Here is a 21,050-nt window from a genome sequence, read left to right on the forward strand (position 1 = left end):
TCAGAGCCGGAACGATGAGAGCTCATCGTCCGGATCGGCCGCTCCCGCCTGCAGTGCAGCCGGAGCAGGAGCCGTACCGTCCTCTTCGATGTCGCGATCGGTATTGAGCTCCTGACTGACATCCAGCTCTTCGATTAGATGGTTCCAATCCAGGTCCGCATGCTGCTCCAGGACACTGAGCAAATCGAGAAAGGCCCTGACGGTATTGCGCGGCGTCTGGAAGTACGCAGCGCCGATACGCTGATTGCAGTGGCTCAGGAAGGCGGGCAGGGCCTCATCGGGCAGCGCGTACTGAGCTGCATCGCCGCTGGAGTGCAGGTGTCGCAGCTTGGTGAGCAGGACGTACAGATCTTCCGGGGTGAGGTTGGCCAGCCGGATTACCGGACCGCCGAAATCCTGCAGCCCTTGCTGGGCGGCAAATGCATTCTCGGATAGACGCGATTGAAGTGCCTGGTAACTGTACAAGCCGCGACGGGCATCCATCAGCGTTTCTGGTGTTCCACCGAACACAAAGCCCACGCCCTCGCTGCTGCCCTGCAAGGTATCGTTGAGGATGCGGAGGATCTGCTCGTAGTTGGTATTGCGTGCCGTGGCGTGCGGCAGCTTGTACAGGTTCACCAGTTCGTCCAGACATACCAATAGGCCGCCATACCCAGCCAAGCGAATGAACCGCGCCAGTAGTTTGACCCCATCATAGACCTGGTCATCTTCGATGATGGTGCGTACCCCCAGCGCTTGGCGCGCATCGGTCTTGGTGGTGAACTCACCGCGCAGCCAGCGCACCGCATCGGCTTTGAGTTGCTCGTTACCCTGGTCGTGGCCACGCCAATAACACTCGATGACTTGAGCGAAGTCGTAGCCACCCACCAACTCGGTCAGCGACTGCAACCGCTGCTGGATGATCGATTCCACCGCTTCGCCCGTGCTCTTGGCCTGTTGCAACGCTGTGGTGATGAAGCGCTCCACCACGCTCGCCATCGCGCCGCCTTCGGGCTTGGTCCGGGTGGCGATGTTGCGGGTCAGCTCGCTGTACAACGAGCGCGCCTGGCCACCGCTGCCATACAAGCGACGATCCGGATTGAGATCGGCGGTCATCGTGACCAGACCCTTCTCCAGCGCCACCGCACGCACCAGGCTTAGGAAGAAGGTCTTGCCAGCGCCAAAGTCCCCGATCACAAAGCGAATCGCGCTGCCGGCCTGATTGATGCGATCAATATCCTTGATCAGGGCCTCGACTTCACGGGCGCGACCCACCTGGATGTACTGCAGGCCACGACGCGGCACCACGCCAGCCCGCAGGGCTTGGAGCACGGCATCGCGATCACGAGGCGGAATTCGAACAGCGCTTGTCATAGGCGTAGCTTCTTCTGGTCGGACAGGGTTTGCGCGAGCTGATCGCGCACGTAATCGTTCATGTACAGCGGGTCGTCTCCTTCCAGCAGCGGTTCGCCGGCGAGGGAGAACGCCGCTTCATTGAGCATTTCGGCCGCACCATCGGGCAGCAAGCCCAATGCATCGCAGGCGGCTTCGAAGTCGGCACGAGACCATTGGTCGCCGGCCACCTCCAGTACCCGCTCCAGCAAGGCCATATGCTCATCATCCAGCCCAGGTATTGAGTCACTTGGACCTTCTACTGGTGCTGCGGATACGCTCGCTGGAGTGACTGATGGAGTAGGGGAGCTTATCTCGGCCGTGGCAGCGGACTCGGCTTCATTAAAGATCTGCGCCAGCACCGATTGCACCCTGCCGGTTTCGGCAAGCTTCTGGGCAATCACATCGGCGTTGAGTCCACCGCCTGCGGCAGTCTTGGGACGTCCGCCGACGCTGGCGTGGTGCAGATCGGCCGGTACTCGGGCCGGATCCAGTTCCAGAGCGCGGTAGAATCGCTCGATCACCCGTATTTCGGCCGGACTGACATGGCCATCAGCCGCGGCGATCTCCAGCAACACGCCTGCGAACGCCTCGCGCTCGCTGGCTGGCAACAGACGCACCCGATTCTCCAGACGCGCCAAGGTGACCGGGTTGAGCTGCAACCACCGTAGGTGCGCCTCGATGCGTCGCTGCTCACTCTCTGGCAAGGCAAACTGCCGCTCGATCGCGGCGACGGCCACATCCAGCTCCGACTGGTTGATCTCGCTGCCTTGGCCGGCCACGGCAAGCGCGGCCTGCAGCATCAACAAGGCGGCCGCATACGCGGCGCTGGGCGTGCGCGCGGCCTGGTTAGGTAATCGGAATACCACCACGTGGCCATCGGGCGTAGGCGAAGGGCCATGGAAGCGGACGTCAGGCTCGATCGCAAACCCCAAGGCTTCCAACGCTTGGATCAGCGAGGTCGCCTCGCGCTTGCCCAGCCGTTCCGGTGCGCCCATTCCGCATCCTTGGGTCAGGCGAGAGGTCGCCATCACGGCCACGGTCTGCTGGGCCAACGCCGCGTCCAGGTCCGATACCAAGGCGCGGAACGTCGGCGGGACCTGGTTGCCACGTAACGGTTCGGGCATGGCCGCCAGCTCGGCCATCGGCGTGCCGTTCTTACTGCGTCGCACCCGTCGCAATGCTTCCAACTCGCCCATCGCCTGCTGAACCAGCGCGATCAGGGGCCGCATGGGTGCTTGGCTGCGGGTGATGTCCGGCAGGTCGGTCTGGATTGTCTCGGTGCCTACTTCGGGACCCGCCCAGCGATAGCTTAGGGTGAGCTTGGAGCGTCCCGGCTTGATGATCAGGCCCTGACCGAAGCGCTGTGCGTAAAGTTGGCCAAACCGGGTTTTGATCTCCGGCCGAACAACATCCCACGTAGTGGAGCGCGCCTCATCGGTCAGTGCCTGAGCCCAAGCGAAGGCCAGATCCGCACTCAGCGCCTGATGGCGCATGACCATCTGGGCTGCTTTGATGTGCTGGGCCAGGCTCCAGTCGTTGTCCGTGACGTCACCAGGCACTCCTAACTTGAAGCGCCCCACCGCCAGGAACTTCTGGCTGTAGGAGCCAAAGGAGCCGTGGCTGCCATAGTGCTGTTGCAGGCGCGCCACTTCGCTCAGGATTCGCAGGCCTTCGGTTCGGCCTTCTTCGCCGGCGGCCAGGCCGCGCAGCAAGCGGTACTCAAGACCATAGAAATACAGGAACACGTAACCGATACCGACGGTAGCTGCTCGTCGCTCCGAGTTCAGGAATGCAAGGAAGGTCCCTCGCTCACGATCATTGAGTCCGGCATACCTGGGCCAGTAGCCCAATCCTTCACCGCGCCAATCGGCCTGTCCCGAAAAGGCTAGGGTCGGATCAACCGCAGCCAAGCGGCTGTCTTGATAGTTTCGCGGCGTACCGAGATAGAAACCGCCACCGGCAATTTCTTGGCCACGAATGGAAACGGTCTCGCCAAACGGTATCCAGCGCGGCGGTGCCGGTTGCCGGATCGGACTGGCCAGATCCAACAGCGCACGCAATGGTGATGTCGTCCGGACCGGGACGGGATCTTGCACAGGAACGGGGCGGCTGTACGACACGGCGGCTGGAGCTTCGCTGTCCGAAACCTGGCTTCTGAGCGGCGGTAGTTCAACTACGGGACTTGGGGGCAGGGAAGGAGGGGAAGGGACCTGTTCCTGCGAGGATGAAAAACTGGCCTCCCCTAACGGCTTTCGAGCGCTCGCGTCAGGTGTAGGCGTGAACCCAGGTTCCGTTGACTCCTCTGACAAGCCGGACGCGTGTGGAAACTTCGCACGCAGCCTTTCCGCCCGTTGACGGTTCTCGCTCGCAACTTGATCTCGTTCAATCTCCCAGGGCGATTGTTGCGAGCTCGCGCTAGCTGCAGAATCCGCGGGCGGTTCCTCAACGGATTGTGTATTGGTGAATTCCGCTGCAGGAAGACGCGGTGCACGGGACTTATGGTCCGCTTCACTCGCAGCGATCTTGGCGCGCAGCTCGTCTGAGCGCACACGATTGACAGCGGCAACTGCGTCCCGATTGTCCGCCCAGTTGCCAAGCGGCGAGGTTGTTCGTACCGGAACTGGTTCATGTGCAGGCGTGGGGGGGTTAGGCTCGATGACGACCCTCCCAGTGCCTGTCGAAGCTTGCGATCTGGGGGCTGGTAGCGTGATCGCGGGCGTCGAGGGGAGTGGGGGAGGAGCAACCTGCAGGACGGAGGCGGATCCACCCGCACCGCGTGCCGTCGGAGGACTCCTACCGGAGGACTCACTCAGGATTTCTGCTAGTGTCTTGCCGGTTTCCTCCGGTGGAGGGGGCAACACAGAGGCCTGTTGGGCACACTGCCATTTGCGGAACATGCGCCAACCCACCCAACAAAGGAGGGCCACGACCGCAATCCAAAACAGCGCAATCCAGATCTCCTTGGGGATCAGCAAAGTGACAACTAGCGCACCCAACAGCAATGCGCCGATACCGCCCCCGTTTCCCTTGCGCCGCCCCATCGTGTCAGCCCCTGCTGTCCGCTAGCCGAAATACTTCCCCCCCCTCCACTCTACACCTCTGTCGTAGTGCGTTGTGGGAGGCAGACAATGCGGGATAGGGCGACCGCTACGGACAAAGCTAAGCGTAGTATCGAGGTCCTATCCCAATTGAACTGAAGGGGCTCCACATGGAGAGAGGGAAGTTCGATCTGGCCATTGCCATTGCATTGGTCCCAATCCTCGGCACAGGCCTTGTTCTCATCAATCAACTTGGGCGCCTGATGTTCTACGGGGTGCCGTTTGAGCTCTTAGAATTGGACGCCTACAAGATTCTGATAAGTAGCCTTTCGATGCTTTTCATGGGAACGGCGGTCTGCTACGTAGGCGCCACCTTTTATGACCCCCGGGAATCGCCATTACCAGTTCGCCTGCTGTTTCATCTCATCTTCGCCGCGGCTGTGACGTCGCCATTCTGGCTCAGCGACCTGGACTTTGACCGACCGATCTCTTGGCCCGGCGTCATACTCGTTGTGCTTACAGGGATGATCATCTTCGGGATCGATTACTGGCTGAAGCGCGAGAAAGAAGCGAATCCGAAAGAACGTCTTTCGAACTGGTTACTTACCACCTTCTTTGGTTCACTTCTTGTGCTTGGAATAGCGACTACCCATGGCTACTTGGCCGAACGAGACCGAGTCTCTTTTCCTTTCCTCGGTGATTCAGATGAGGCTGTCGTAGGCAAAGTTGGCGATCTTCTGATCGTAAAGACATATGATCGCGAGCGCCGCACTTTCGATACAGACCGCACGAAGCTCGTGAGTAGTGAAGGCGCCACCTTGGTAACGCGCACGATCGAGTAAGCCACGCCAACTGGGCCTCTACATACCTGCAACCGTCTAGTAGTTTGATTCTGGAACAGTGACACGTGAGGCAACCGCTGTGGATTTTGAGCCTAGCTCGCCGCCGAAGAATGCTGCAGCTCACGAAGCTAAAGTTGATCCGGGCGTCGTGACCGGACTGCCGTCAACGGCAGTCGCACGCGATGTTCTGAGCAACTACAAAGGGGGCGTCTTAGCCAGCGAACTAGTGACGTTTGATCCCAACTTTGGCCACATCTACAGGTACGATGTCCTAGGTGAACTTGATGATGGCTTGGGCGATCCAGAGGCGTATCGCGGGCGACTGGTCCTTACAGATGCTGCGGACAGTTCAGTGTTGCTTGGTTATCACTCACTTCTTGAGTTGCAGGAAGAGGTGCTTAGGCACCTCCAATAGAGCTTTCGACGACGGCCCGCGCCGCCGAAAGGTTACGACGACACGGGCAAAGCCGGCGTTCCTGGGCTTGACATAAGGAATGTTATGCGAAGTAAGTTATTGATTATATTGGACTTTAGTTCCGTTTGCAAGGTCGTTACTCCTTAAGCTCCCTGTACCGCCGGACGCGGTAAACTAAGTTTTCCTTAGTCTTCTTGGTCCCGTACATGACCATGCCTGAAGAGCGAACCCGGAACGTACTGCAAGCCGGCGCGTTTCTGAAAGAGCTGGCCGCCAGCAAGGCCGTACCTAAGCAGGTGCGAGAGGAAGCGTACCGGCTGCTGCGGCATTACCCGACACTGAGCGACATTGAGGCCATTGCCCAGCACGAAGAAGAGCTCTGGCAGCGCACCGAATCATTCTTTCGCACGCCGTATCTGACCAGCAAGATCGATCCTGACTGGTTTCGTGGCTATCCCCAAGGCCCGCACAGGCTCTGACCGTGACCCGGACACGTCAGCGTGCAGGCAGAGGGAGCCGGGCAGAACGGGAGTTGGAAGCTTGGCTGGAACGGTCACGCACCAATCCAGCCGAGGAACCGGCCTTCTTTCGGCGGTTGCTGGACGCTCTGGTCTACGTGCATGTGCCCGTCTCTGACGACTCAGGCAGGACCCGCCTAGTGCAATTCCGCCATCCCGACGGCTTCGATGCCATCCCGTTCTTTACCGGTTGGGAAAAGGCCCGGTTCGCGTCCTCATCGGCGGTGAAGATTGTGCAGGTGAGAGGGCGCGACCTTTTGGCCGGCACCAAGGGGGCGACCCTGATGATGAACCCCAACGATGGAGGGGCGGTCTTATATCCGGAGGAGATCGCCTCCCTTTTGGACACTGGCTTCGTGGCTCGGATAGAGAAGACGCCTCACGCCCAGGTGCACGTCCGTCCGGCCCAAAGTGCGCCGGCGTGGCTTGGTCAACTCATTAGCGAGTGCCTCCAGGACGCCAGCTTTGTAACGGCGGCCTATCTCCTGGATGCCTTTACATCGCCCACAGAAGATCAGCCAGGACTACTCATCTGGCTGGTGGCCGACCTAGCCTTTGCCGAACGGGCAGCCCGATTGGTGAGTACGGCTATTCAGTCCCGAGGCGCAGAACTGGACGTCGTGGTCGACTTGGCGGTCCACGATGCCCGCCAACCATTGCCCGAACACCTGGCTGATCCCAAGATCCGTCCCATCTTCTCCAGGTACAGTCCGACCTAAGCACCTGTTTCTCAACGTAGATGACACGAGAAGAAGAACTATTGGCTTTGCTGCCGGAGCTGTCCGCGGCAGAGAAGGAGCGTCGGACCCGCGAGGGCTTGGCCGACGTCGACGCTGGGCGGACGATCCCGCACGAGGAACTGTTGCAATGGGTAAGGCGGCTGAAGAAACGTTCTACTGCGTCGAGTTGACCGCTTTTTTCTGCGTTGGTAGCGAGATCATCCGAAATTGTTTGCATTGGTTTCCGACCAAGCAGAATTGTCCGCGTCGAAGGACAGAATCTTTGCGTCGGCGATCCCAGAATGTCTGCGATGAACACCCGCCACCAACGCAAGAGCCTTGTCCACCAGCCCAGCTCCCCCATCAGCCATTTCGCATAATGCCTAGTTGGAACAGGCTTTCCGATCATGGATTAACTCCCAGAGGATGGATTATTAACTCAGATATTTTCTGGAGGCAAATATTGCCTACTGAAAGACAAAAAAAAGCGGTCAGCAGGAGGATTATGTAAAGCGGCTGAGGGGCTACCGGCGCGGGTCCAACCGCTGGAGAAGGAGCGGCGCATCCATGCGCCATAGACGGGCCTGCGGCCCTCCAAGAGCCGTCTCGGCACGTGCGCGCAGTGCCGGCCCGTGCGGGCCGACCCGGCCTAACGACACTGCGCTGATGGCCGGGGCGGTTACTGCTGGACACTGACTGACTCCTGTGCCGCTGGAGCCTTTAGCCGCAGACCCCGGCCACCTCGGCGCGCGGTCAACGACAACCAGGCTCTGGTATGCCTGATCGCGTCATCGACCTGGAGGCAGACGGAAGAGGCCGCAATGCGGTCCGTGAGCGAACAGCCATCACCCTCAATGCGCCTGATCTCCTGCAGCTCATCACGAAGCCGGTAGTAGGCTTCCAGCAGCTCACGGGCAAATTCAGGAGACGCGTGGCGCGTCAAACGAGGCAGCCGGCCGATAGCGTTATCAGCCATCGCCTGCGCAATACGAGCAGCCAGGTTCATGCCGTCACCCCCGCACTGGTGGGCGCAGCAGCCCCCGCCTGCGGCAGGGCCGCAGCGCTGGAAGGAGGCGAGGGGACAGCCGAACCATACGGTTCAGTTTCACTGACTCCCCTATTAGACGTGGGGAGTTTCCGCTGAACGAATGGCGCAGCGACGAGTTGCTCTGCCGACGCTACCAGCGGGCCCGGCTGGCGGTCAACAAGTCCGGGAATTCCGCCGGTCGGAGCGCCTACGGCAGCGCAGGACGAACAAGGCGCAACGCCTGGGGCACGGGGCGGCATCGCTAACGCGATGTCCGCCTCCGCCACAAGCGGTGCGCCCTGAAGGCTCTGGAGCTGGCGACGTGCGGCCCGGTACTGACGGGCTTGCCGGACCAGCAGCGACCACCAGGCCAGATCCGCTGCCGGGAACTCGTGACCCTCCGGGGTCACCAGCACATCCTCACGGATGGTGAAGCTGCGCCACGCCGGATGATCCAGGTAGCGACCGCCACAGAGGATGCGCAGCAGCCGGTACGCCGCATGCGGAATTCGGACGCTGCCGGCCTCCCAGTAGCGCAGCGTGCGTGGCGTGACCTGGAGCAGATCGGCGCACTGGGCCTGCGTCATGCGGAGGCGCAGACGGGCCTCCAGGAAGCGCCGAGCGTGGTGCCGACGCTGCAAAGGGGAGCGCCTCAGGGCAGCCCGTTGGGCCACGCCTGATTTCGCATAATGCCTAGTTGGAACAGGCTTTCCGATCATGGATTAACTCCCAGAGGATGGATTATTAACTCAGATATTTTCTGGAGGCAAATATTGCCTACTGAAAGACAAAAAAAAGCGGTCAGCAGGAGGATTATGTAAAGCGGCTGAGGGGCTACCGGCGCGGGTCCAACCGCTGGAGAAGGAGCGGCGCATCCATGCGCCATAGACGGGCCTGCGGCCCTCCAAGAGCCGTCTCGGCACGTGCGCGCAGTGCCGGCCCGTGCGGGCCGACCCGGCCTAACGACACTGCGCTGATGGCCGGGGCGGTTACTGCTGGACACTGACTGACTCCTGTGCCGCTGGAGCCTTTAGCCGCAGACCCCGGCCACCTCGGCGCGCGGTCAACGACAACCAGGCTCTGGTATGCCTGATCGCGTCATCGACCTGGAGGCAGACGGAAGAGGCCGCAATGCGGTCCGTGAGCGAACAGCCATCACCCTCAATGCGCCTGATCTCCTGCAGCTCATCACGAAGCCGGTAGTAGGCTTCCAGCAGCTCACGGGCAAATTCAGGAGACGCGTGGCGCGTCAAACGAGGCAGCCGGCCGATAGCGTTATCAGCCATCGCCTGCGCAATACGAGCAGCCAGGTTCATGCCGTCACCCCCGCACTGGTGGGCGCAGCAGCCCCCGCCTGCGGCAGGGCCGCAGCGCTGGAAGGAGGCGAGGGGACAGCCGAACCATACGGTTCAGTTTCACTGACTCCCCTATTAGACGTGGGGAGTTTCCGCTGAACGAATGGCGCAGCGACGAGTTGCTCTGCCGACGCTACCAGCGGGCCCGGCTGGCGGTCAACAAGTCCGGGAATTCCGCCGGTCGGAGCGCCTACGGCAGCGCAGGACGAACAAGGCGCAACGCCTGGGGCACGGGGCGGCATCGCTAACGCGATGTCCGCCTCCGCCACAAGCGGTGCGCCCTGAAGGCTCTGGAGCTGGCGACGTGCGGCCCGGTACTGACGGGCTTGCCGGACCAGCAGCGACCACCAGGCCAGATCCGCTGCCGGGAACTCGTGACCCTCCGGGGTCACCAGCACATCCTCACGGATGGTGAAGCTGCGCCACGCCGGATGATCCAGGTAGCGACCGCCACAGAGGATGCGCAGCAGCCGGTACGCCGCATGCGGAATTCGGACGCTGCCGGCCTCCCAGTAGCGCAGCGTGCGTGGCGTGACCTGGAGCAGATCGGCGCACTGGGCCTGCGTCATGCGGAGGCGCAGACGGGCCTCCAGGAAGCGCCGAGCGTGGTGCCGACGCTGCAAAGGGGAGCGCCTCAGGGCAGCCCGTTGGGCCACGCCTGATTTCGCATAATGCCTAGTTGGAACAGGCTTTCCGATCATGGATTAACTCCCAGAGGATGGATTATTAACTCAGATATTTTCTGGAGGCAAATATTGCCTACTGAAAGACAAAAAAAAGCGGTCAGCAGGAGGATTATGTAAAGCGGCTGAGGGGCTACCGGCGCGGGTCCAACCGCTGGAGAAGGAGCGGCGCATCCATGCGCCATAGACGGGCCTGCGGCCCTCCAAGAGCCGTCTCGGCACGTGCGCGCAGTGCCGGCCCGTGCGGGCCGACCCGGCCTAACGACACTGCGCTGATGGCCGGGGCGGTTACTGCTGGACACTGACTGACTCCTGTGCCGCTGGAGCCTTTAGCCGCAGACCCCGGCCACCTCGGCGCGCGGTCAACGACAACCAGGCTCTGGTATGCCTGATCGCGTCATCGACCTGGAGGCAGACGGAAGAGGCCGCAATGCGGTCCGTGAGCGAACAGCCATCACCCTCAATGCGCCTGATCTCCTGCAGCTCATCACGAAGCCGGTAGTAGGCTTCCAGCAGCTCACGGGCAAATTCAGGAGACGCGTGGCGCGTCAAACGAGGCAGCCGGCCGATAGCGTTATCAGCCATCGCCTGCGCAATACGAGCAGCCAGGTTCATGCCGTCACCCCCGCACTGGTGGGCGCAGCAGCCCCCGCCTGCGGCAGGGCCGCAGCGCTGGAAGGAGGCGAGGGGACAGCCGAACCATACGGTTCAGTTTCACTGACTCCCCTATTAGACGTGGGGAGTTTCCGCTGAACGAATGGCGCAGCGACGAGTTGCTCTGCCGACGCTACCAGCGGGCCCGGCTGGCGGTCAACAAGTCCGGGAATTCCGCCGGTCGGAGCGCCTACGGCAGCGCAGGACGAACAAGGCGCAACGCCTGGGGCACGGGGCGGCATCGCTAACGCGATGTCCGCCTCCGCCACAAGCGGTGCGCCCTGAAGGCTCTGGAGCTGGCGACGTGCGGCCCGGTACTGACGGGCTTGCCGGACCAGCAGCGACCACCAGGCCAGATCCGCTGCCGGGAACTCGTGACCCTCCGGGGTCACCAGCACATCCTCACGGATGGTGAAGCTGCGCCACGCCGGATGATCCAGGTAGCGACCGCCACAGAGGATGCGCAGCAGCCGGTACGCCGCATGCGGAATTCGGACGCTGCCGGCCTCCCAGTAGCGCAGCGTGCGTGGCGTGACCTGGAGCAGATCGGCGCACTGGGCCTGCGTCATGCGGAGGCGCAGACGGGCCTCCAGGAAGCGCCGAGCGTGGTGCCGACGCTGCAAAGGGGAGCGCCTCAGGGCAGCCCGTTGGGCCACGCCTGATTTCGCATAATGCCTATTATGTAAGTACTAGCCAGGGATGGTGGGCGAACTGATCCACCAATGCTCGTGTCCGCCCGGTGCAAATCTGTATCCCTTCCCGCACCAATCTGTATCTTTTTCCGCGATAACGATGTATCCCAAAATACGAGAGTCTCTCGATATAGACACGAGGCGTTGGTCGCTTCAGGGTTGACTACCGTCGTCACCGGCCACCAGCTTTCGGTGGCCGTCACAATCTGTATGCTTTTCCGCAGTAATGACATATCCCAGCCGGCGGCGGCTGAATTGGCTCGGCCGGCTCTTGGTTTCCTGGCTGTTGGACGCGGGGGTCGGGACAACATGGCGGAATGGATCGATCAGCTTCTAGTCGAGCAAAAGTTGGCGCCTCGGACGATAGCGCAGTACGCCGCCGGCCTGCTCTACTGGGATATGTGGCACCGACTTCGATACGGCATGCCGCTGTCCTTGTCCGCCGCCCCGCCCACTGCGGTGAGCTTGGACGCGGTGAACGCATTCATCGATGACCATCTCGCCATTGCGGTCGGGGGGCGGCTGCGGATGCGCATGACCAGCACGATCTTCGATGGCCTGCGCGAGGCCGGGTACAACGCGCGCGTCGACTGCGTCGCTCCCGCTACCTCGGATTGGCGCCTGCTGGTGCTGCAACGGGCCCATAGCCTGTCCAACCTGCGCTTTGATCGCGAATTGGTACGTCGCCGGAAACCGGAAATCTATGCCTCTTGGGAAGCCGAACGCGCGGCGCTCGGGATTACGATGGCGTTGCCAATGTCTGCGACCAACACTGTCAGTGCGTTACTCGGTGTGTGCAACGATGATCGCGAAGGTACCATGGACGTTGCACTCATCCTGTTCTTGTGCCGGCTGACCCCGAGCCAGGTCGCCCAGTTACGCTTCAGTGAATTGGCCCCAGGCACTATCGTCCTGGATGGTGAAGAACTGGATGCGGTAGAACTCACGATCCGCGACCCCATCGGCGAGTTGCAGACGTCCCAACCCAAGATGAGGGTCGGCAGGGATTCGCGAGAAAAACAGCCGAATCGGCTCTAACACCATGATTCAACGAGGAAACACCCACCGACGTCAGGCAGTTCGTGGATTACAGACCTACGCCTGATCGAACCAGAAGCCGCGTGACACAGGCATTCCTGGAGTACTGCTCAGGCACGCGTGCCCTTCTTGAAGATTGGATTCAAAAGTTTCCACGCTCCTGACACAGCGGAAACCTTCAAGAAGGCTCCGACCGTCGCCTGATCCATTGCAGTAGTTGCTCGTGCGGGATCGTACGTCCAGCGTCGACGTCGGCCATGCCCTCGCGGGTCCGCCGATCCTTCTCTTCCTCGGTCAATTCCGGAAGGAGTGCAAGTAGCTTGTCTTCAGGGCTCATAGGCCGATGAGCTGCGCTCAAGTTGGCTTGATTCTCGTGAATATGGGCCGGATCTGGGGATCGTCCAGGCCCGCCGGCAAAGGCTGCGATACGTCGTGGACCGCCAAGTCGATGATGACGTCCAAATCTGAGCATAGGGGCTGTATGGCGGTGGTCACTAGACGAGCGGCCCGCTCGGCGAAGGCCAGGTCAACCACCAGCCAGATCTGAGGCCACGGCGGAGCCTGCTCCATCTCCTCCCGCCGAGCACGCCATTAAGCCGATAGCCAATGACAGAACGCCACCTTGAAAAACGACCTTCATTAAGTTCCCCTTGGAATGTAAATACAAAACTTCTGCGCCGCGCTCGTTAGGAGCGCCGAAGCAATACTGGACCGGCCAGCCTTTCGTAGACATCCGGTTGCCATAATTCATGGCAATGACCGAGGTGTTTATGGGCAACAGCAAGCAGTACACGGATGAGTTCCGTGCCGAAGCGGTGAAGCAGGTGATCGAGCGTGGCTTCACGGTCGTGGATGTCGCCTCCCGGATCGGGATTCCCAAGCACACGTTGTATGGCTGGGTGCAGGCGGCCAAGAAGACGGTACCGGCCCCTGGAGCCACGGTTGCGCCGAGCGACTCGGCCGAGATCCGACGGCTCAAGGCTGAGCTGCGGCGGGTGACCGAGGAGCGCGACATCCTAAAAAAAGCCGCCGCGTACTTTGCCAAGGGGTAAGGGCGAAGTACGCGTTCATGCGCGCGCACGCCCGGGAGTTCCGCTTGGTGGCGATGTGCCGGGTGCTTGGCGTGCAGCGCAGCGGCTACTACGCCTGGCTGCGCCATGGCGCCAGCGCTCGTGAGCGCGAAGATCAGCGTCTGCTGGGGCTGATCAAGCACCACTGGCTGGCCAGCGGCACGGTGTATGGCTATCGCAAGATCACCCTGGACCTGCGCGAGGCCGGCGAGCAATGCAGTCGGCACCGCGTCTTGCGGTTGATGAGGGCAGAAGGTCTGCGTGCCCAAGTCGGCTATGGCCGCAAGCCGCGTCATCGCGGCGGCCCGGCGGGCGTGGTGGCCAACGTGCTCAACCGGGACTTCGGGCCACAGGCACCGAACAAGGTCTGGGTCACGGACATCACCTACATCCGGACCTACGAGGGCTGGCTGTTCCTGGCGGCGGTGATGGACCTGTATTCGCGCCAGATCGTGGGTTGGGCAACCGCTTCGACGATGACCAGCGATCTGGTGCTGCAGGCACTGGTGGCGGCGGCTTGGCGGCGCAAGCCCGGTCCTGGCGTGATGGTGCACTCCGACCAGGGCTGTCAGTTCACCAGCAGCGATTGGCAGTCGTTCCTGAAAGCGCACCGGATGGTGCCGAGCATGAGCCGACGCGGGAACTGCCACGACAACGCCGTGGCCGAGAGTTTCTTCAGCGTCTTGAAGAAGGAGCGGATCAAGCGGCGGATCTACCCGACACGCGCCATGGCGGCATCGGACGTGTTTGACTACATCGAGATGTTCTACAACCCGATCCGCCGGCATGGTTCCGCTGGCGGACTGTCACCGGTAGAGTTTGAAAGGCGCTACGCGCAGAGCGGCGACTGAGTGTCTACAGAACTCTGGCCGGTCCATACTCGGCCGCGTATCAAGCGAGCATGATCAACGCAATGGATCACGGTCAGGCCACAGAACGGATCTATTGGCAGATCGCCAAGATCTTCTCTGGCGCCAATCCCTGCTGCTTCATCTTATTGATAAGTTCCACGCTGCAGGTCCCGCCCGCAGCCGCGGGAGCAGACTTGGACTCGGCGGCCGGAGTGCCCGTGTTCGGACAACCTTGCTGGATGTTCGCCAATACGGCATTAAAATCCGTCAGTTCGATCTCACCGGTCTTGATACCGCTAACCATCGTGGCGGCTTGATAACGCAGCCGGCCAGCAGTGGTCAGTTGGCTAAATGAGTTCCCGCTGATAATCATCGAACGGATCTTCTTCTCCATCTCCGTAGCCAATCGCATGCGGGCGGGAGGCTGTTCGTCATAGCGCAGCAGAACGGACTCGATGCCGCCGGAGATGGAGACGAACAATGTATCGGGCGTCAGCTGGATGCTGTAGTCACCATTGTAAATGCCCGTGCAACTGGTCTTGTCTGTCATCGGATCGACGGATCTGAGCACTTTCCAGTTGCCCTTGCTAAAAGCCACGGCGGCGTCCTTTAGACTCTGCGCGCTAGCCGGCGTAATGACCGTCAACAAGGCTAATCCATAAGCAAATCTTTTCATGAGCCCTCCCCCGGGCTGAGTGCCACCGAACTCGGGCCCCCGCCCGCAGATCGATCAGTGCTCAGAGCTTAGTCCTAGGAGACGGCGGGCCACAAGATTGCACACTACGGGGAGCAAGTGATCGGGAGCCTTCCCTATCAAGGGGAGCGATCGGTCGCCCCTACCCCGCTGAATAGAGTCGTCGAACACGACGGAAGTTCGTGTTCTTCACACCCTTGGGTTGAGGGTCCGTGAGGTTGCAAATAGCATGCGCATTGGCTCAAGAGGATGCATCACCTTCCGCTGCAGAAGACGGTAGCTCTTTAGACTACCCCGTACGCGAATCTCACTATTGCCCCCTTAACGCCTGAATTAGGTCGACCCGCGTGGCGGGTTCGGCTTGAATGAATTGTTAGGCCTCAGCTGGCCTGCTGGAAAACTTGTAAGTGCAATTCTTTGCGGGCGTGATGGCGACGAACTCCGCCTGCGCTGGGCCTGTAACGTGTGTGAGGTGTAGTACTGCAGGGAAAACCTTCCAGCCTTCATGCAAAGTTGCGTTTGATCCACTGATTTCGTCGATTTTGCGCGTGCAGATAACCTCATCTAGCTCTAGGCGCTGGAGATAGTAGGTGTATCGCATACCATCGTCCCCCAGACTGGCGAAACCTAGCAGCCGGTATTCCGCCGATGCTGTGACGCGTACTAGCGAACTTGGGATGTTCTGCAACTCTGATGGCGTGCCAGCAGAGGTTGCTGACGAGAAGAGGGCAATTGCAAGAGCGACGAGTATTCTCATGAGGCCTAACGCCTGAATCAAGCCGAGCCGCGAAGCGGCTTCGGCTTGAATGAATTGTTAGCTTGCAATCCGTGCGCGGAACGAGGCGCAAAGTGAAGCCATTTGCTCATACTCAGGTGTATCCCGGAACGTGACATCTCGCAATCCCTCAAATACCACCAGAGCAAGCTGCTCAACAACGGAGCGGAAGATCTTAAGGTTGGCAAGCAATGTCTCAAGAGAATCATAGACCTCTTGATAGGAGCCGGCGCCGAGTTGTGCCCCGTATGTTTCGTTGAAGTGGTGAACCACTTGATTGCGGGTAGCGACCAAATAGGCCATGTGTTTCGCAAAGTCGAGCGAGTCCGAGGTGGTTGAATCTACGAACTTCCCGGCTAGCTCACCCAAAGTTCGTTTTTTCAATTTCTCGTGCCTTTTAAGCGCTGCGGTAAGACTTGGGTCTTCCGAGCCTGTAAATGGCAACGTGATCTTCAGGTAGCGCTCTGCGTCCTGGCTTACCAGCACGATTGCGCCGACAAGCCTTAGAATCCTTTCGTTGTCGGGCTGCGCTGAACTGAGCATTGCAAGCTAACACCTGAGTTAAGCCGACCCGCGAAGCGGGTTCGGCTTGAATGAATTGTTAGGCCGCGACGCGCGCGCCAGCCGTCTGCACAGGCTACACCGATCAATCGCAATCGACATGGCTCAGCAAACCTTGACATTCCCGGCAGCGGAAGACGTATACCCCAACTGAGCCCCCGTCTAGGTCTTGCAAGCTGATAGGCAAGCGGATTCCCAGCTGTGAGACGAGGCCGTCAAGGATGTCCTGAGGCGATGTCCCAATCCGGGGCGCGAACTTCGCGAGCGAGCGGCTGTTGAGCGTGCCTGCAAACACGGCGGGCTTGCCACAACAGAAAAGCCATTGCTCTCCCTGCCACGTATGGTACTTCGGGGTGCGAGTTAGCTCTTCGAGGTCCTGAGGGTCACACTTGATGCTGTACCAGTGCTCATCTGGAAATGCGGGATCAATAGGGTGAGCAACCAGCGGCAGATCAGGGAGCCTCTTCGGGTCTAGCGGGACGCCGTGTGTCACGCCTGCCCGCGCGTCTTCCGGGCGCACCATGCCGTACTCTGTGTTCATTGTGTGTCCGCTGGCTCGGAAACAGTCGTAGCACTTCTTTGCGAGGAGTAACGGGGCCGTGGCCGCACAGCGCGAGCAAACGCCCGGCTCCTCCAAGATTGCGTCCTCCACCAAGCCCTGGAAGAGCGGAAAGTCCAGACCGATGTCCGTGAATGTTGGCATGGGGTACCGAGAAAGTTTGGAGAGCGGCCTAACACTTGAGTTAAGCCGACCCGCGAAGCGGGTTCGGCTTGAATGAATTGTTAGGGCGCGTCACTCAGAATCGTCCGTGTACCTAATGGCTTTTCCGCTGATCTGCAGCTTTTCCCACAGAGGGCCGCCATAGGGACGACTGCCCTTGTCCGTGATGATGATCGCGTGCGCCCCGAGCTGAGCTGCTTTCTCTTTCATGGCTTTCAGGGCTGCGGCCTGGGTTCGCTCTTGAGTGAAATAGTCGTCTGTCGCCGCAGTGCCGTCGACTAGAGCTACGTCCGCGAAAGGCCTAGTAGGCGGCTCCGCAAGAATGACCACAGAGTCAGCGGATGTAGGAGGGTAAGTCTTGGCGCCTAGAGGAATGGCAACCCCGGATGTCGAGCAACCTGTGGCCAGAAGCAGGAGCCAAGCAAAAAATGAAATGCTCTTCATCTGAAACCCCTTGATAAGAAGCTAGCGCCCTAACGCCTGAATTAAGCCGACCCGCGAAGCGGGTTCGGCTTGAATGAATTGTTAGGCCGCAGCGAGACCTGCTGGCCGACCTGAGGCACCATCTAACTTGGTGATGCGCCACTTGGAAAGATCTTGGCGCTCAAACATGACCTCATAGTCTAGTTGTGCGTCTACGATTAAGAGACAGACTAAAAATCGCTTTTCGGGAACGGGCTCAGCGCCCCAAAGTTGCCTGCCAAGATCATTCAGTCGGGAGTAGGTTGAACTCTCGCGAAGAGCGGAGACCAACTCAACTCCCGAGCGCGTTTCGTAGGAAGCGTTTGAGCCGAATCGTGATTCTTCGCTCTCAAAACGCCAGTAGGCCCGAGTCCAGTCTGGGTCGATGCGCCTCACCATTGAGACAACCTCGCGCGCCAAGCTAATGATGATTTCAGATGACTTGTCGAAATCCATGGAACTCCTCATGCGGCCTAACTACCTAATAGCCGGATCCCTGGGTCCGGTTATACGACTTATCCACAGCGCACCGTATGGTGGCCTATCCCCTTGATATAACTCGATCTTAGGCCGACTGGGTCCGGCTAACAAGCCGATGTATAACCGGACCCACGTTTAGCGCACACGCGGTACGCTGCTGTCGTTTCACCACCAATGGAGCGACCCTCATGGGGTGAACCGACCGTCACCGTTCCGCCCCCTCTCAGGCTCATGGACCAAGTGTCCGTGGTGTGCCGCCGCCGACATCTGAGCCGTCGCACAGAGCAGGCCTATCGGTTCTGGATCCGTAGGTACATCCATTTCCATGACCGCCAGCATCCACGTGCCGTTGGGCCGGTTGGCATTGTGGCCTTCATCAATCACCTCGCAGCGGTAAGGGGTGTCGCCGCGTCCACCCAGTCCCAGGCACTCAATGCCTTGCTGTTCCTCTATCGCGACGTGCTGGAAGCAGAGGTCGGCCACCTGAGTGGCCTGCGGCGGGTCCAGCGCAGGGAACGCTTGCCGGTTGTCTTGAGCACAGACGAGGTGGTTTCGACCCTGGCGCAGATGGATGGCGTGGTCGCCCTGATGGCGCACCTCCTCTACGGGTCAGGTCTAAGGGTCACCGAGTGCATCACCCTCAGAGTCAAGGATGTAGACCTGCAGGCAGGGCTGATCCATATCAGAGCCGGAAAAGGAGGCAAGGACCGGACCACCCTGTTGCCTGATCGCTTGCAGGCCCAGCTACGGCGCCAGCTGCTCGGGGTGGCTAGGCCGCATAAGCGGGATCTCGTCCGGGGCGCCGGATTTGTTCCTCTACCCAATGCGCTGGAGCGGAAGTATCCAAGTGCCAGCCAGAGCTTAGCCTGGCAATTCCTGTTCCCTTCTCGTGTGGTCCGGGCCTGCCCTCAGACCGGTCGTCTACTTCGCTGGCATGCGTCTGAAAGCGGGGTGCAGATGGCCTTCAAGGAAGCGGTGCGCCAAGCTGGCATCACCAAGCATGCCTCGGTTCATACCTTACGCCACTCGTTTGCCACTCACTTGCTAGCGTCGGGCACGGATATTCGGACCATTCAGCTGCTCCTAGGGCACCGCAATCTCAAGACCACTATGATCTATACCCACGTGGAGCAAGCCGTCCGTAAGACGGTCAGTCCGCTTGATCGACTGCACCTGCCTTGAGCATGGGAGGCGGACATTCCTAGGATGTCCGCTTTGGGTCGGAAGCTGCCATGCCCCCTACCCCCGATAAACATCCCTAATCCCCTGCCCCACCCTGATACCCGCTTCCTACAAGAGGCATCAGTAGCACAACGGGCGCGATATTGGTTTGACCTTCCTCCCGCGGTTCAAACTGGCCCACGAATAACACTGGATGTATGTTCGGGCGTGGCTTGATGTGCGTGCGTTCCAAGCAAGACCTGCTGGATTCGACTACCCATGCATTGGGCCGATCCCGCTGCTTCACGAGCAGGAAAGAGCAGCGGAAGTCCCGCTCTGCGTCACGGTTGATGGCTCCGACCCTGGCCGCCAAAGCTTACATAAGCTATTGCTAATGTAGAGTGTGGTGATATAGTGTAACCATCCCTTCCGGCTCCTCTAAGGCAAGTGTCTCGTGTGGTCGCTCAAGATGTCCGCATGAACTGCAGAGGCAGGATGACTCTCTCAAAGCATTTCGCCACGTGCTGTTGCGACTGGTCGGGGGCCCCGGTGCGCTCTGGCTCGCCACGACAGGATCCCATGGCAAACAGCCTCTGCGGTTTTCCTCAACCACCGCCGCAACGACAGGACGGGGCAACACCATGACCCGCATCGTTATCCTTGGTAGCGGCTTTGCCGCACTCACCGCCATCCGGCAATTGCGCAAGCTGCGTGTCGTCGCCGAGATCATCGTTGTATCGCCCCGCAACGAACTCGTCTACCTGCCCAGCCTGATATGGCTGCCTTCCGGCGAGAGGAGCGGAGACGATCTGCGCGTCCCGTTGGCGGACTTCTTCCGCCGTGAGCGTGTGGTTTGGCACCCCGGCAGCGTGCTGCAGGTGCTCGAAGGCGGGAGGCGCGTGGTCACCGACAACGGCGAGCTGCGCAACGACTACCTGATCGTCGCGACCGGTGGCCGGTACCTGCGCAAGCTGCCCGGCATCGAGCATGCCCTCATTCCTTGCGAAGGCATTGCCAGCGCCGAGGCGATTCGCGACCGACTGGCGGCGATGGATGGCGGCACGATCGCCATCGGCTTCGCCAGCAACCCGAAGGAACCCGGGGCGGTACGCGGAGGTCCGATGTTCGAGTTCCTGTTCGGCATCGACACCTTGCTTCGCCGACAAGGCAGGCGCGGGAAATTCAAGCTCGTGTTCTTCAACCCCTCCCAGGAACCGGGCCAGCGACTCGGCCCATCCGCTGTGCAGAAGCTGCTCTCGCGCATGCGGGCGCTCGGCATCGAAACCCATCTTGGCCACAAGCCCGTACGATTCGATGTGGACAAGGTGGTGACCGAAGGCGGCGAGTTCGCGGCCGACCTGATCCTGTTCATGCCTGGCCTCACCGGCCCGGCCTGGCTGGACGACAGCATCCTGCCGCGTTCGGAGGGCGGTTTCGTGGCCGCCGATGCGCACTGCCGCGCGAGCGGCCTGGAGCGCGTGTACGTAGCCGGCGACGTCGGCAGCTATCCCGGCCCGGACTGGATGGCCAAACAGGCGCACCAGGCAGACCTGCAGGCGGAAGCCGTCGCCAGGAACATTGCCGCCGAGTTGCGCCACGAACCCGCCAGCCATGGCTTCAAGACAGAACTGGCATGCATCGTCGACACGCTGGACAGCGGCCTGCTGATCTACCGCAGCGGATCCAGAACCATCACGTCGCCGCAATCGCGCGTGTTCCACTGGCTCAAGCGCAAGTTCGAGGAACGCTACCTGAAGCCGTATCGGTAGGTTCCACCCGCATGGGTCGCTGGATGGCGGAAAGGGTATGCACTTCATTTTCCCTGGGTTTCTTGCAAGCGATCTCTCGCAGGGCGGTACTAGATTGAACCAAGTGATACGCTCCATGGGATGGAGCACCGAGCTGCGCGAACCTTTGTCG

The 21,050-nt window shown here is 60.6% G+C and carries 20 protein-coding genes; 7 read left to right on the forward strand and 13 right to left on the reverse strand.

All coding sequences use genetic code 11. The features are described 5' to 3' along the window. Complete coding sequence (locus IAE60_RS13330; RefSeq protein ID WP_187572638.1) at window positions 1-1,353, reverse strand: ATP-binding protein; 1,353 nt, start codon at window positions 1,351-1,353, stop codon at window positions 1-3. Then, window positions 1,350-3,422, reverse strand: coding sequence for a tellurite resistance TerB family protein (locus tag IAE60_RS13335; RefSeq protein ID WP_187572639.1), 2,073 nt, complete (start codon window positions 3,420-3,422; stop codon window positions 1,350-1,352). The genes IAE60_RS13330 and IAE60_RS13335 overlap by 4 nt, the downstream gene beginning before the upstream one ends. Window positions 3,423-4,582: 1,160 nt before the next feature. On the opposite strand from IAE60_RS13335, the gene IAE60_RS13340 reads away from it, so the two are divergent. From IAE60_RS13340 to IAE60_RS13350, 3 genes are all read left to right on the forward strand, one after another. Further along, the gene (locus IAE60_RS13340) at window positions 4,583-5,254 is read left to right on the forward strand and encodes a hypothetical protein (protein WP_187572640.1); all 672 of its coding nucleotides are present in this window, start codon (window positions 4,583-4,585) and stop codon (window positions 5,252-5,254) included. 621 nt (window positions 5,255-5,875) lie between these two features. Continuing rightward, window positions 5,876-6,148 carry a BPSL0761 family protein gene (locus IAE60_RS13345; protein WP_187572641.1) on the forward strand — a complete coding sequence of 91 codons (273 nt, stop codon included), beginning with the start codon at window positions 5,876-5,878 and terminating at the stop codon, window positions 6,146-6,148. Window positions 6,149-6,201: 53 nt separating this feature from the next. Then, window positions 6,202-6,906 carry an SseB family protein gene (locus IAE60_RS13350; RefSeq protein WP_187572642.1) on the forward strand — a complete coding sequence of 235 codons (705 nt, stop codon included), beginning with the start codon at window positions 6,202-6,204 and terminating at the stop codon, window positions 6,904-6,906. Window positions 6,907-7,585: 679 nt separating this feature from the next. On the opposite strand, the gene IAE60_RS13355 is transcribed toward IAE60_RS13350, so the two are convergent. From IAE60_RS13355 to IAE60_RS13380, 6 genes are all read right to left on the reverse strand, one after another. Next, window positions 7,586-7,912: a hypothetical protein gene (locus tag IAE60_RS13355; protein ID WP_187572643.1), complete on the reverse strand. Its 327-nt coding sequence runs from the start codon at window positions 7,910-7,912 to the stop codon at window positions 7,586-7,588. Then, window positions 7,909-8,520 (reverse strand): VC1465 family Xer recombination activation factor, encoded by a 612-nt coding sequence (locus tag IAE60_RS13360; RefSeq protein ID WP_187572644.1) that lies wholly within the window; start codon window positions 8,518-8,520, stop codon window positions 7,909-7,911. Before IAE60_RS13360 ends, IAE60_RS13355 begins: the two co-directional genes overlap by 4 nt. Window positions 8,521-8,922: 402 nt before the next feature. Continuing rightward, a complete protein-coding gene (locus tag IAE60_RS13365) occupies window positions 8,923-9,249 on the reverse strand; it encodes a hypothetical protein (RefSeq protein ID WP_187572643.1) in 327 nt (108 codons plus the stop codon). After that, window positions 9,246-9,857: a VC1465 family Xer recombination activation factor gene (locus IAE60_RS13370; protein WP_187572644.1), complete on the reverse strand. Its 612-nt coding sequence runs from the start codon at window positions 9,855-9,857 to the stop codon at window positions 9,246-9,248. Before IAE60_RS13370 ends, IAE60_RS13365 begins: the two co-directional genes overlap by 4 nt. A gap of 402 nt (window positions 9,858-10,259) precedes the next feature. Continuing rightward, a complete protein-coding gene (locus IAE60_RS13375; RefSeq protein ID WP_187572643.1) occupies window positions 10,260-10,586 on the reverse strand; it encodes a hypothetical protein in 327 nt (108 codons plus the stop codon). Continuing rightward, on the reverse strand, window positions 10,583-11,194 hold the full coding sequence (locus IAE60_RS13380; RefSeq protein WP_187572644.1) for a VC1465 family Xer recombination activation factor: 612 nt from the start codon (window positions 11,192-11,194) through the stop codon (window positions 10,583-10,585). Before IAE60_RS13380 ends, IAE60_RS13375 begins: the two co-directional genes overlap by 4 nt. A gap of 432 nt (window positions 11,195-11,626) precedes the next feature. On the opposite strand from IAE60_RS13380, the gene IAE60_RS13385 reads away from it, so the two are divergent. Both IAE60_RS13385 and IAE60_RS13390 read left to right on the forward strand, forming a co-directional pair. Continuing rightward, on the forward strand, window positions 11,627-12,355 hold the full coding sequence (locus IAE60_RS13385) for a hypothetical protein (RefSeq protein WP_187572645.1): 729 nt from the start codon (window positions 11,627-11,629) through the stop codon (window positions 12,353-12,355). A gap of 770 nt (window positions 12,356-13,125) precedes the next feature. Then, window positions 13,126-14,276, forward strand: a protein-coding gene (locus tag IAE60_RS13390; RefSeq protein ID WP_229767007.1) for an IS3 family transposase whose coding sequence is annotated in 2 segments (ribosomal slippage) — window positions 13,126-13,372 and window positions 13,372-14,276 — 1,152 coding nt in all. Because the reading frame shifts where the segments join, the coding sequence is not laid out codon by codon here. A gap of 91 nt (window positions 14,277-14,367) precedes the next feature. On the opposite strand, the gene IAE60_RS13395 is transcribed toward IAE60_RS13390, so the two are convergent. From IAE60_RS13395 to IAE60_RS13415, 5 genes are all read right to left on the reverse strand, one after another. Next, complete coding sequence (locus IAE60_RS13395; protein WP_187572646.1) at window positions 14,368-14,952, reverse strand: hypothetical protein; 585 nt, start codon at window positions 14,950-14,952, stop codon at window positions 14,368-14,370. Between the two features lie 832 nt (window positions 14,953-15,784). Continuing rightward, window positions 15,785-16,288 (reverse strand): hypothetical protein, encoded by a 504-nt coding sequence (locus IAE60_RS13400; RefSeq protein ID WP_187572647.1) that lies wholly within the window; start codon window positions 16,286-16,288, stop codon window positions 15,785-15,787. Window positions 16,289-16,391: 103 nt separating this feature from the next. After that, on the reverse strand, window positions 16,392-17,009 hold the full coding sequence (locus IAE60_RS19065) for a CbrC family protein (RefSeq protein WP_425504430.1): 618 nt from the start codon (window positions 17,007-17,009) through the stop codon (window positions 16,392-16,394). A gap of 90 nt (window positions 17,010-17,099) precedes the next feature. After that, entirely contained in the window at window positions 17,100-17,471 is a 372-nt protein-coding gene (locus tag IAE60_RS13410; RefSeq protein WP_187572649.1) for a hypothetical protein, read from the reverse strand. 81 nt (window positions 17,472-17,552) lie between these two features. Beyond that, window positions 17,553-17,945 carry a hypothetical protein gene (locus IAE60_RS13415; RefSeq protein ID WP_187572650.1) on the reverse strand — a complete coding sequence of 131 codons (393 nt, stop codon included), beginning with the start codon at window positions 17,943-17,945 and terminating at the stop codon, window positions 17,553-17,555. Window positions 17,946-18,200: 255 nt separating this feature from the next. On the opposite strand from IAE60_RS13415, the gene IAE60_RS13420 reads away from it, so the two are divergent. Next, the gene (locus IAE60_RS13420) at window positions 18,201-19,151 is read left to right on the forward strand and encodes an integron integrase (RefSeq protein WP_187572651.1); all 951 of its coding nucleotides are present in this window, start codon (window positions 18,201-18,203) and stop codon (window positions 19,149-19,151) included. Window positions 19,152-19,651: 500 nt separating this feature from the next. After that, the gene (locus IAE60_RS13425; RefSeq protein ID WP_222937138.1) at window positions 19,652-20,899 is read left to right on the forward strand and encodes an NAD(P)/FAD-dependent oxidoreductase; all 1,248 of its coding nucleotides are present in this window, start codon (window positions 19,652-19,654) and stop codon (window positions 20,897-20,899) included. The last annotated feature ends 151 nt before the right edge of the window (window positions 20,900-21,050 follow it).

Source organism: Pseudoxanthomonas mexicana (genome assembly GCF_014397415.1).
In the GTDB taxonomy this organism is placed as follows: Bacteria; Pseudomonadota; Gammaproteobacteria; order Xanthomonadales; family Xanthomonadaceae; genus Pseudoxanthomonas_A; species Pseudoxanthomonas_A mexicana.

Coding starts and splice junctions, on each gene's coding strand:
- IAE60_RS13340 (WP_187572640.1), top strand. CDS start 4,583: ATGGAGAGAGGGAAGTTCGATCTGGCCATTGCCATTGCATTGGTCCCA.
- IAE60_RS13345 (WP_187572641.1), top strand. CDS start 5,876: ATGACCATGCCTGAAGAGCGAACCCGGAACGTACTGCAAGCCGGCGCG.
- IAE60_RS13370 (WP_187572644.1), bottom strand. CDS start 9,857: ATGACGCAGGCCCAGTGCGCCGATCTGCTCCAGGTCACGCCACGCACG.
- IAE60_RS13395 (WP_187572646.1), bottom strand. CDS start 14,952: ATGAAAAGATTTGCTTATGGATTAGCCTTGTTGACGGTCATTACGCCG.
- IAE60_RS13330 (WP_187572638.1), bottom strand. CDS start 1,353: ATGACAAGCGCTGTTCGAATTCCGCCTCGTGATCGCGATGCCGTGCTC.
- IAE60_RS13400 (WP_187572647.1), bottom strand. CDS start 16,288: ATGCTCAGTTCAGCGCAGCCCGACAACGAAAGGATTCTAAGGCTTGTC.
- IAE60_RS13360 (WP_187572644.1), bottom strand. CDS start 8,520: ATGACGCAGGCCCAGTGCGCCGATCTGCTCCAGGTCACGCCACGCACG.
- IAE60_RS13410 (WP_187572649.1), bottom strand. CDS start 17,471: ATGAAGAGCATTTCATTTTTTGCTTGGCTCCTGCTTCTGGCCACAGGT.
- IAE60_RS13415 (WP_187572650.1), bottom strand. CDS start 17,945: ATGGATTTCGACAAGTCATCTGAAATCATCATTAGCTTGGCGCGCGAG.
- IAE60_RS13420 (WP_187572651.1), top strand. CDS start 18,201: ATGGACCAAGTGTCCGTGGTGTGCCGCCGCCGACATCTGAGCCGTCGC.
- IAE60_RS13380 (WP_187572644.1), bottom strand. CDS start 11,194: ATGACGCAGGCCCAGTGCGCCGATCTGCTCCAGGTCACGCCACGCACG.
- IAE60_RS13355 (WP_187572643.1), bottom strand. CDS start 7,912: ATGAACCTGGCTGCTCGTATTGCGCAGGCGATGGCTGATAACGCTATC.
- IAE60_RS13375 (WP_187572643.1), bottom strand. CDS start 10,586: ATGAACCTGGCTGCTCGTATTGCGCAGGCGATGGCTGATAACGCTATC.
- IAE60_RS19065 (WP_425504430.1), bottom strand. CDS start 17,009: ATGCCAACATTCACGGACATCGGTCTGGACTTTCCGCTCTTCCAGGGC.
- IAE60_RS13365 (WP_187572643.1), bottom strand. CDS start 9,249: ATGAACCTGGCTGCTCGTATTGCGCAGGCGATGGCTGATAACGCTATC.
- IAE60_RS13385 (WP_187572645.1), top strand. CDS start 11,627: ATGGCGGAATGGATCGATCAGCTTCTAGTCGAGCAAAAGTTGGCGCCT.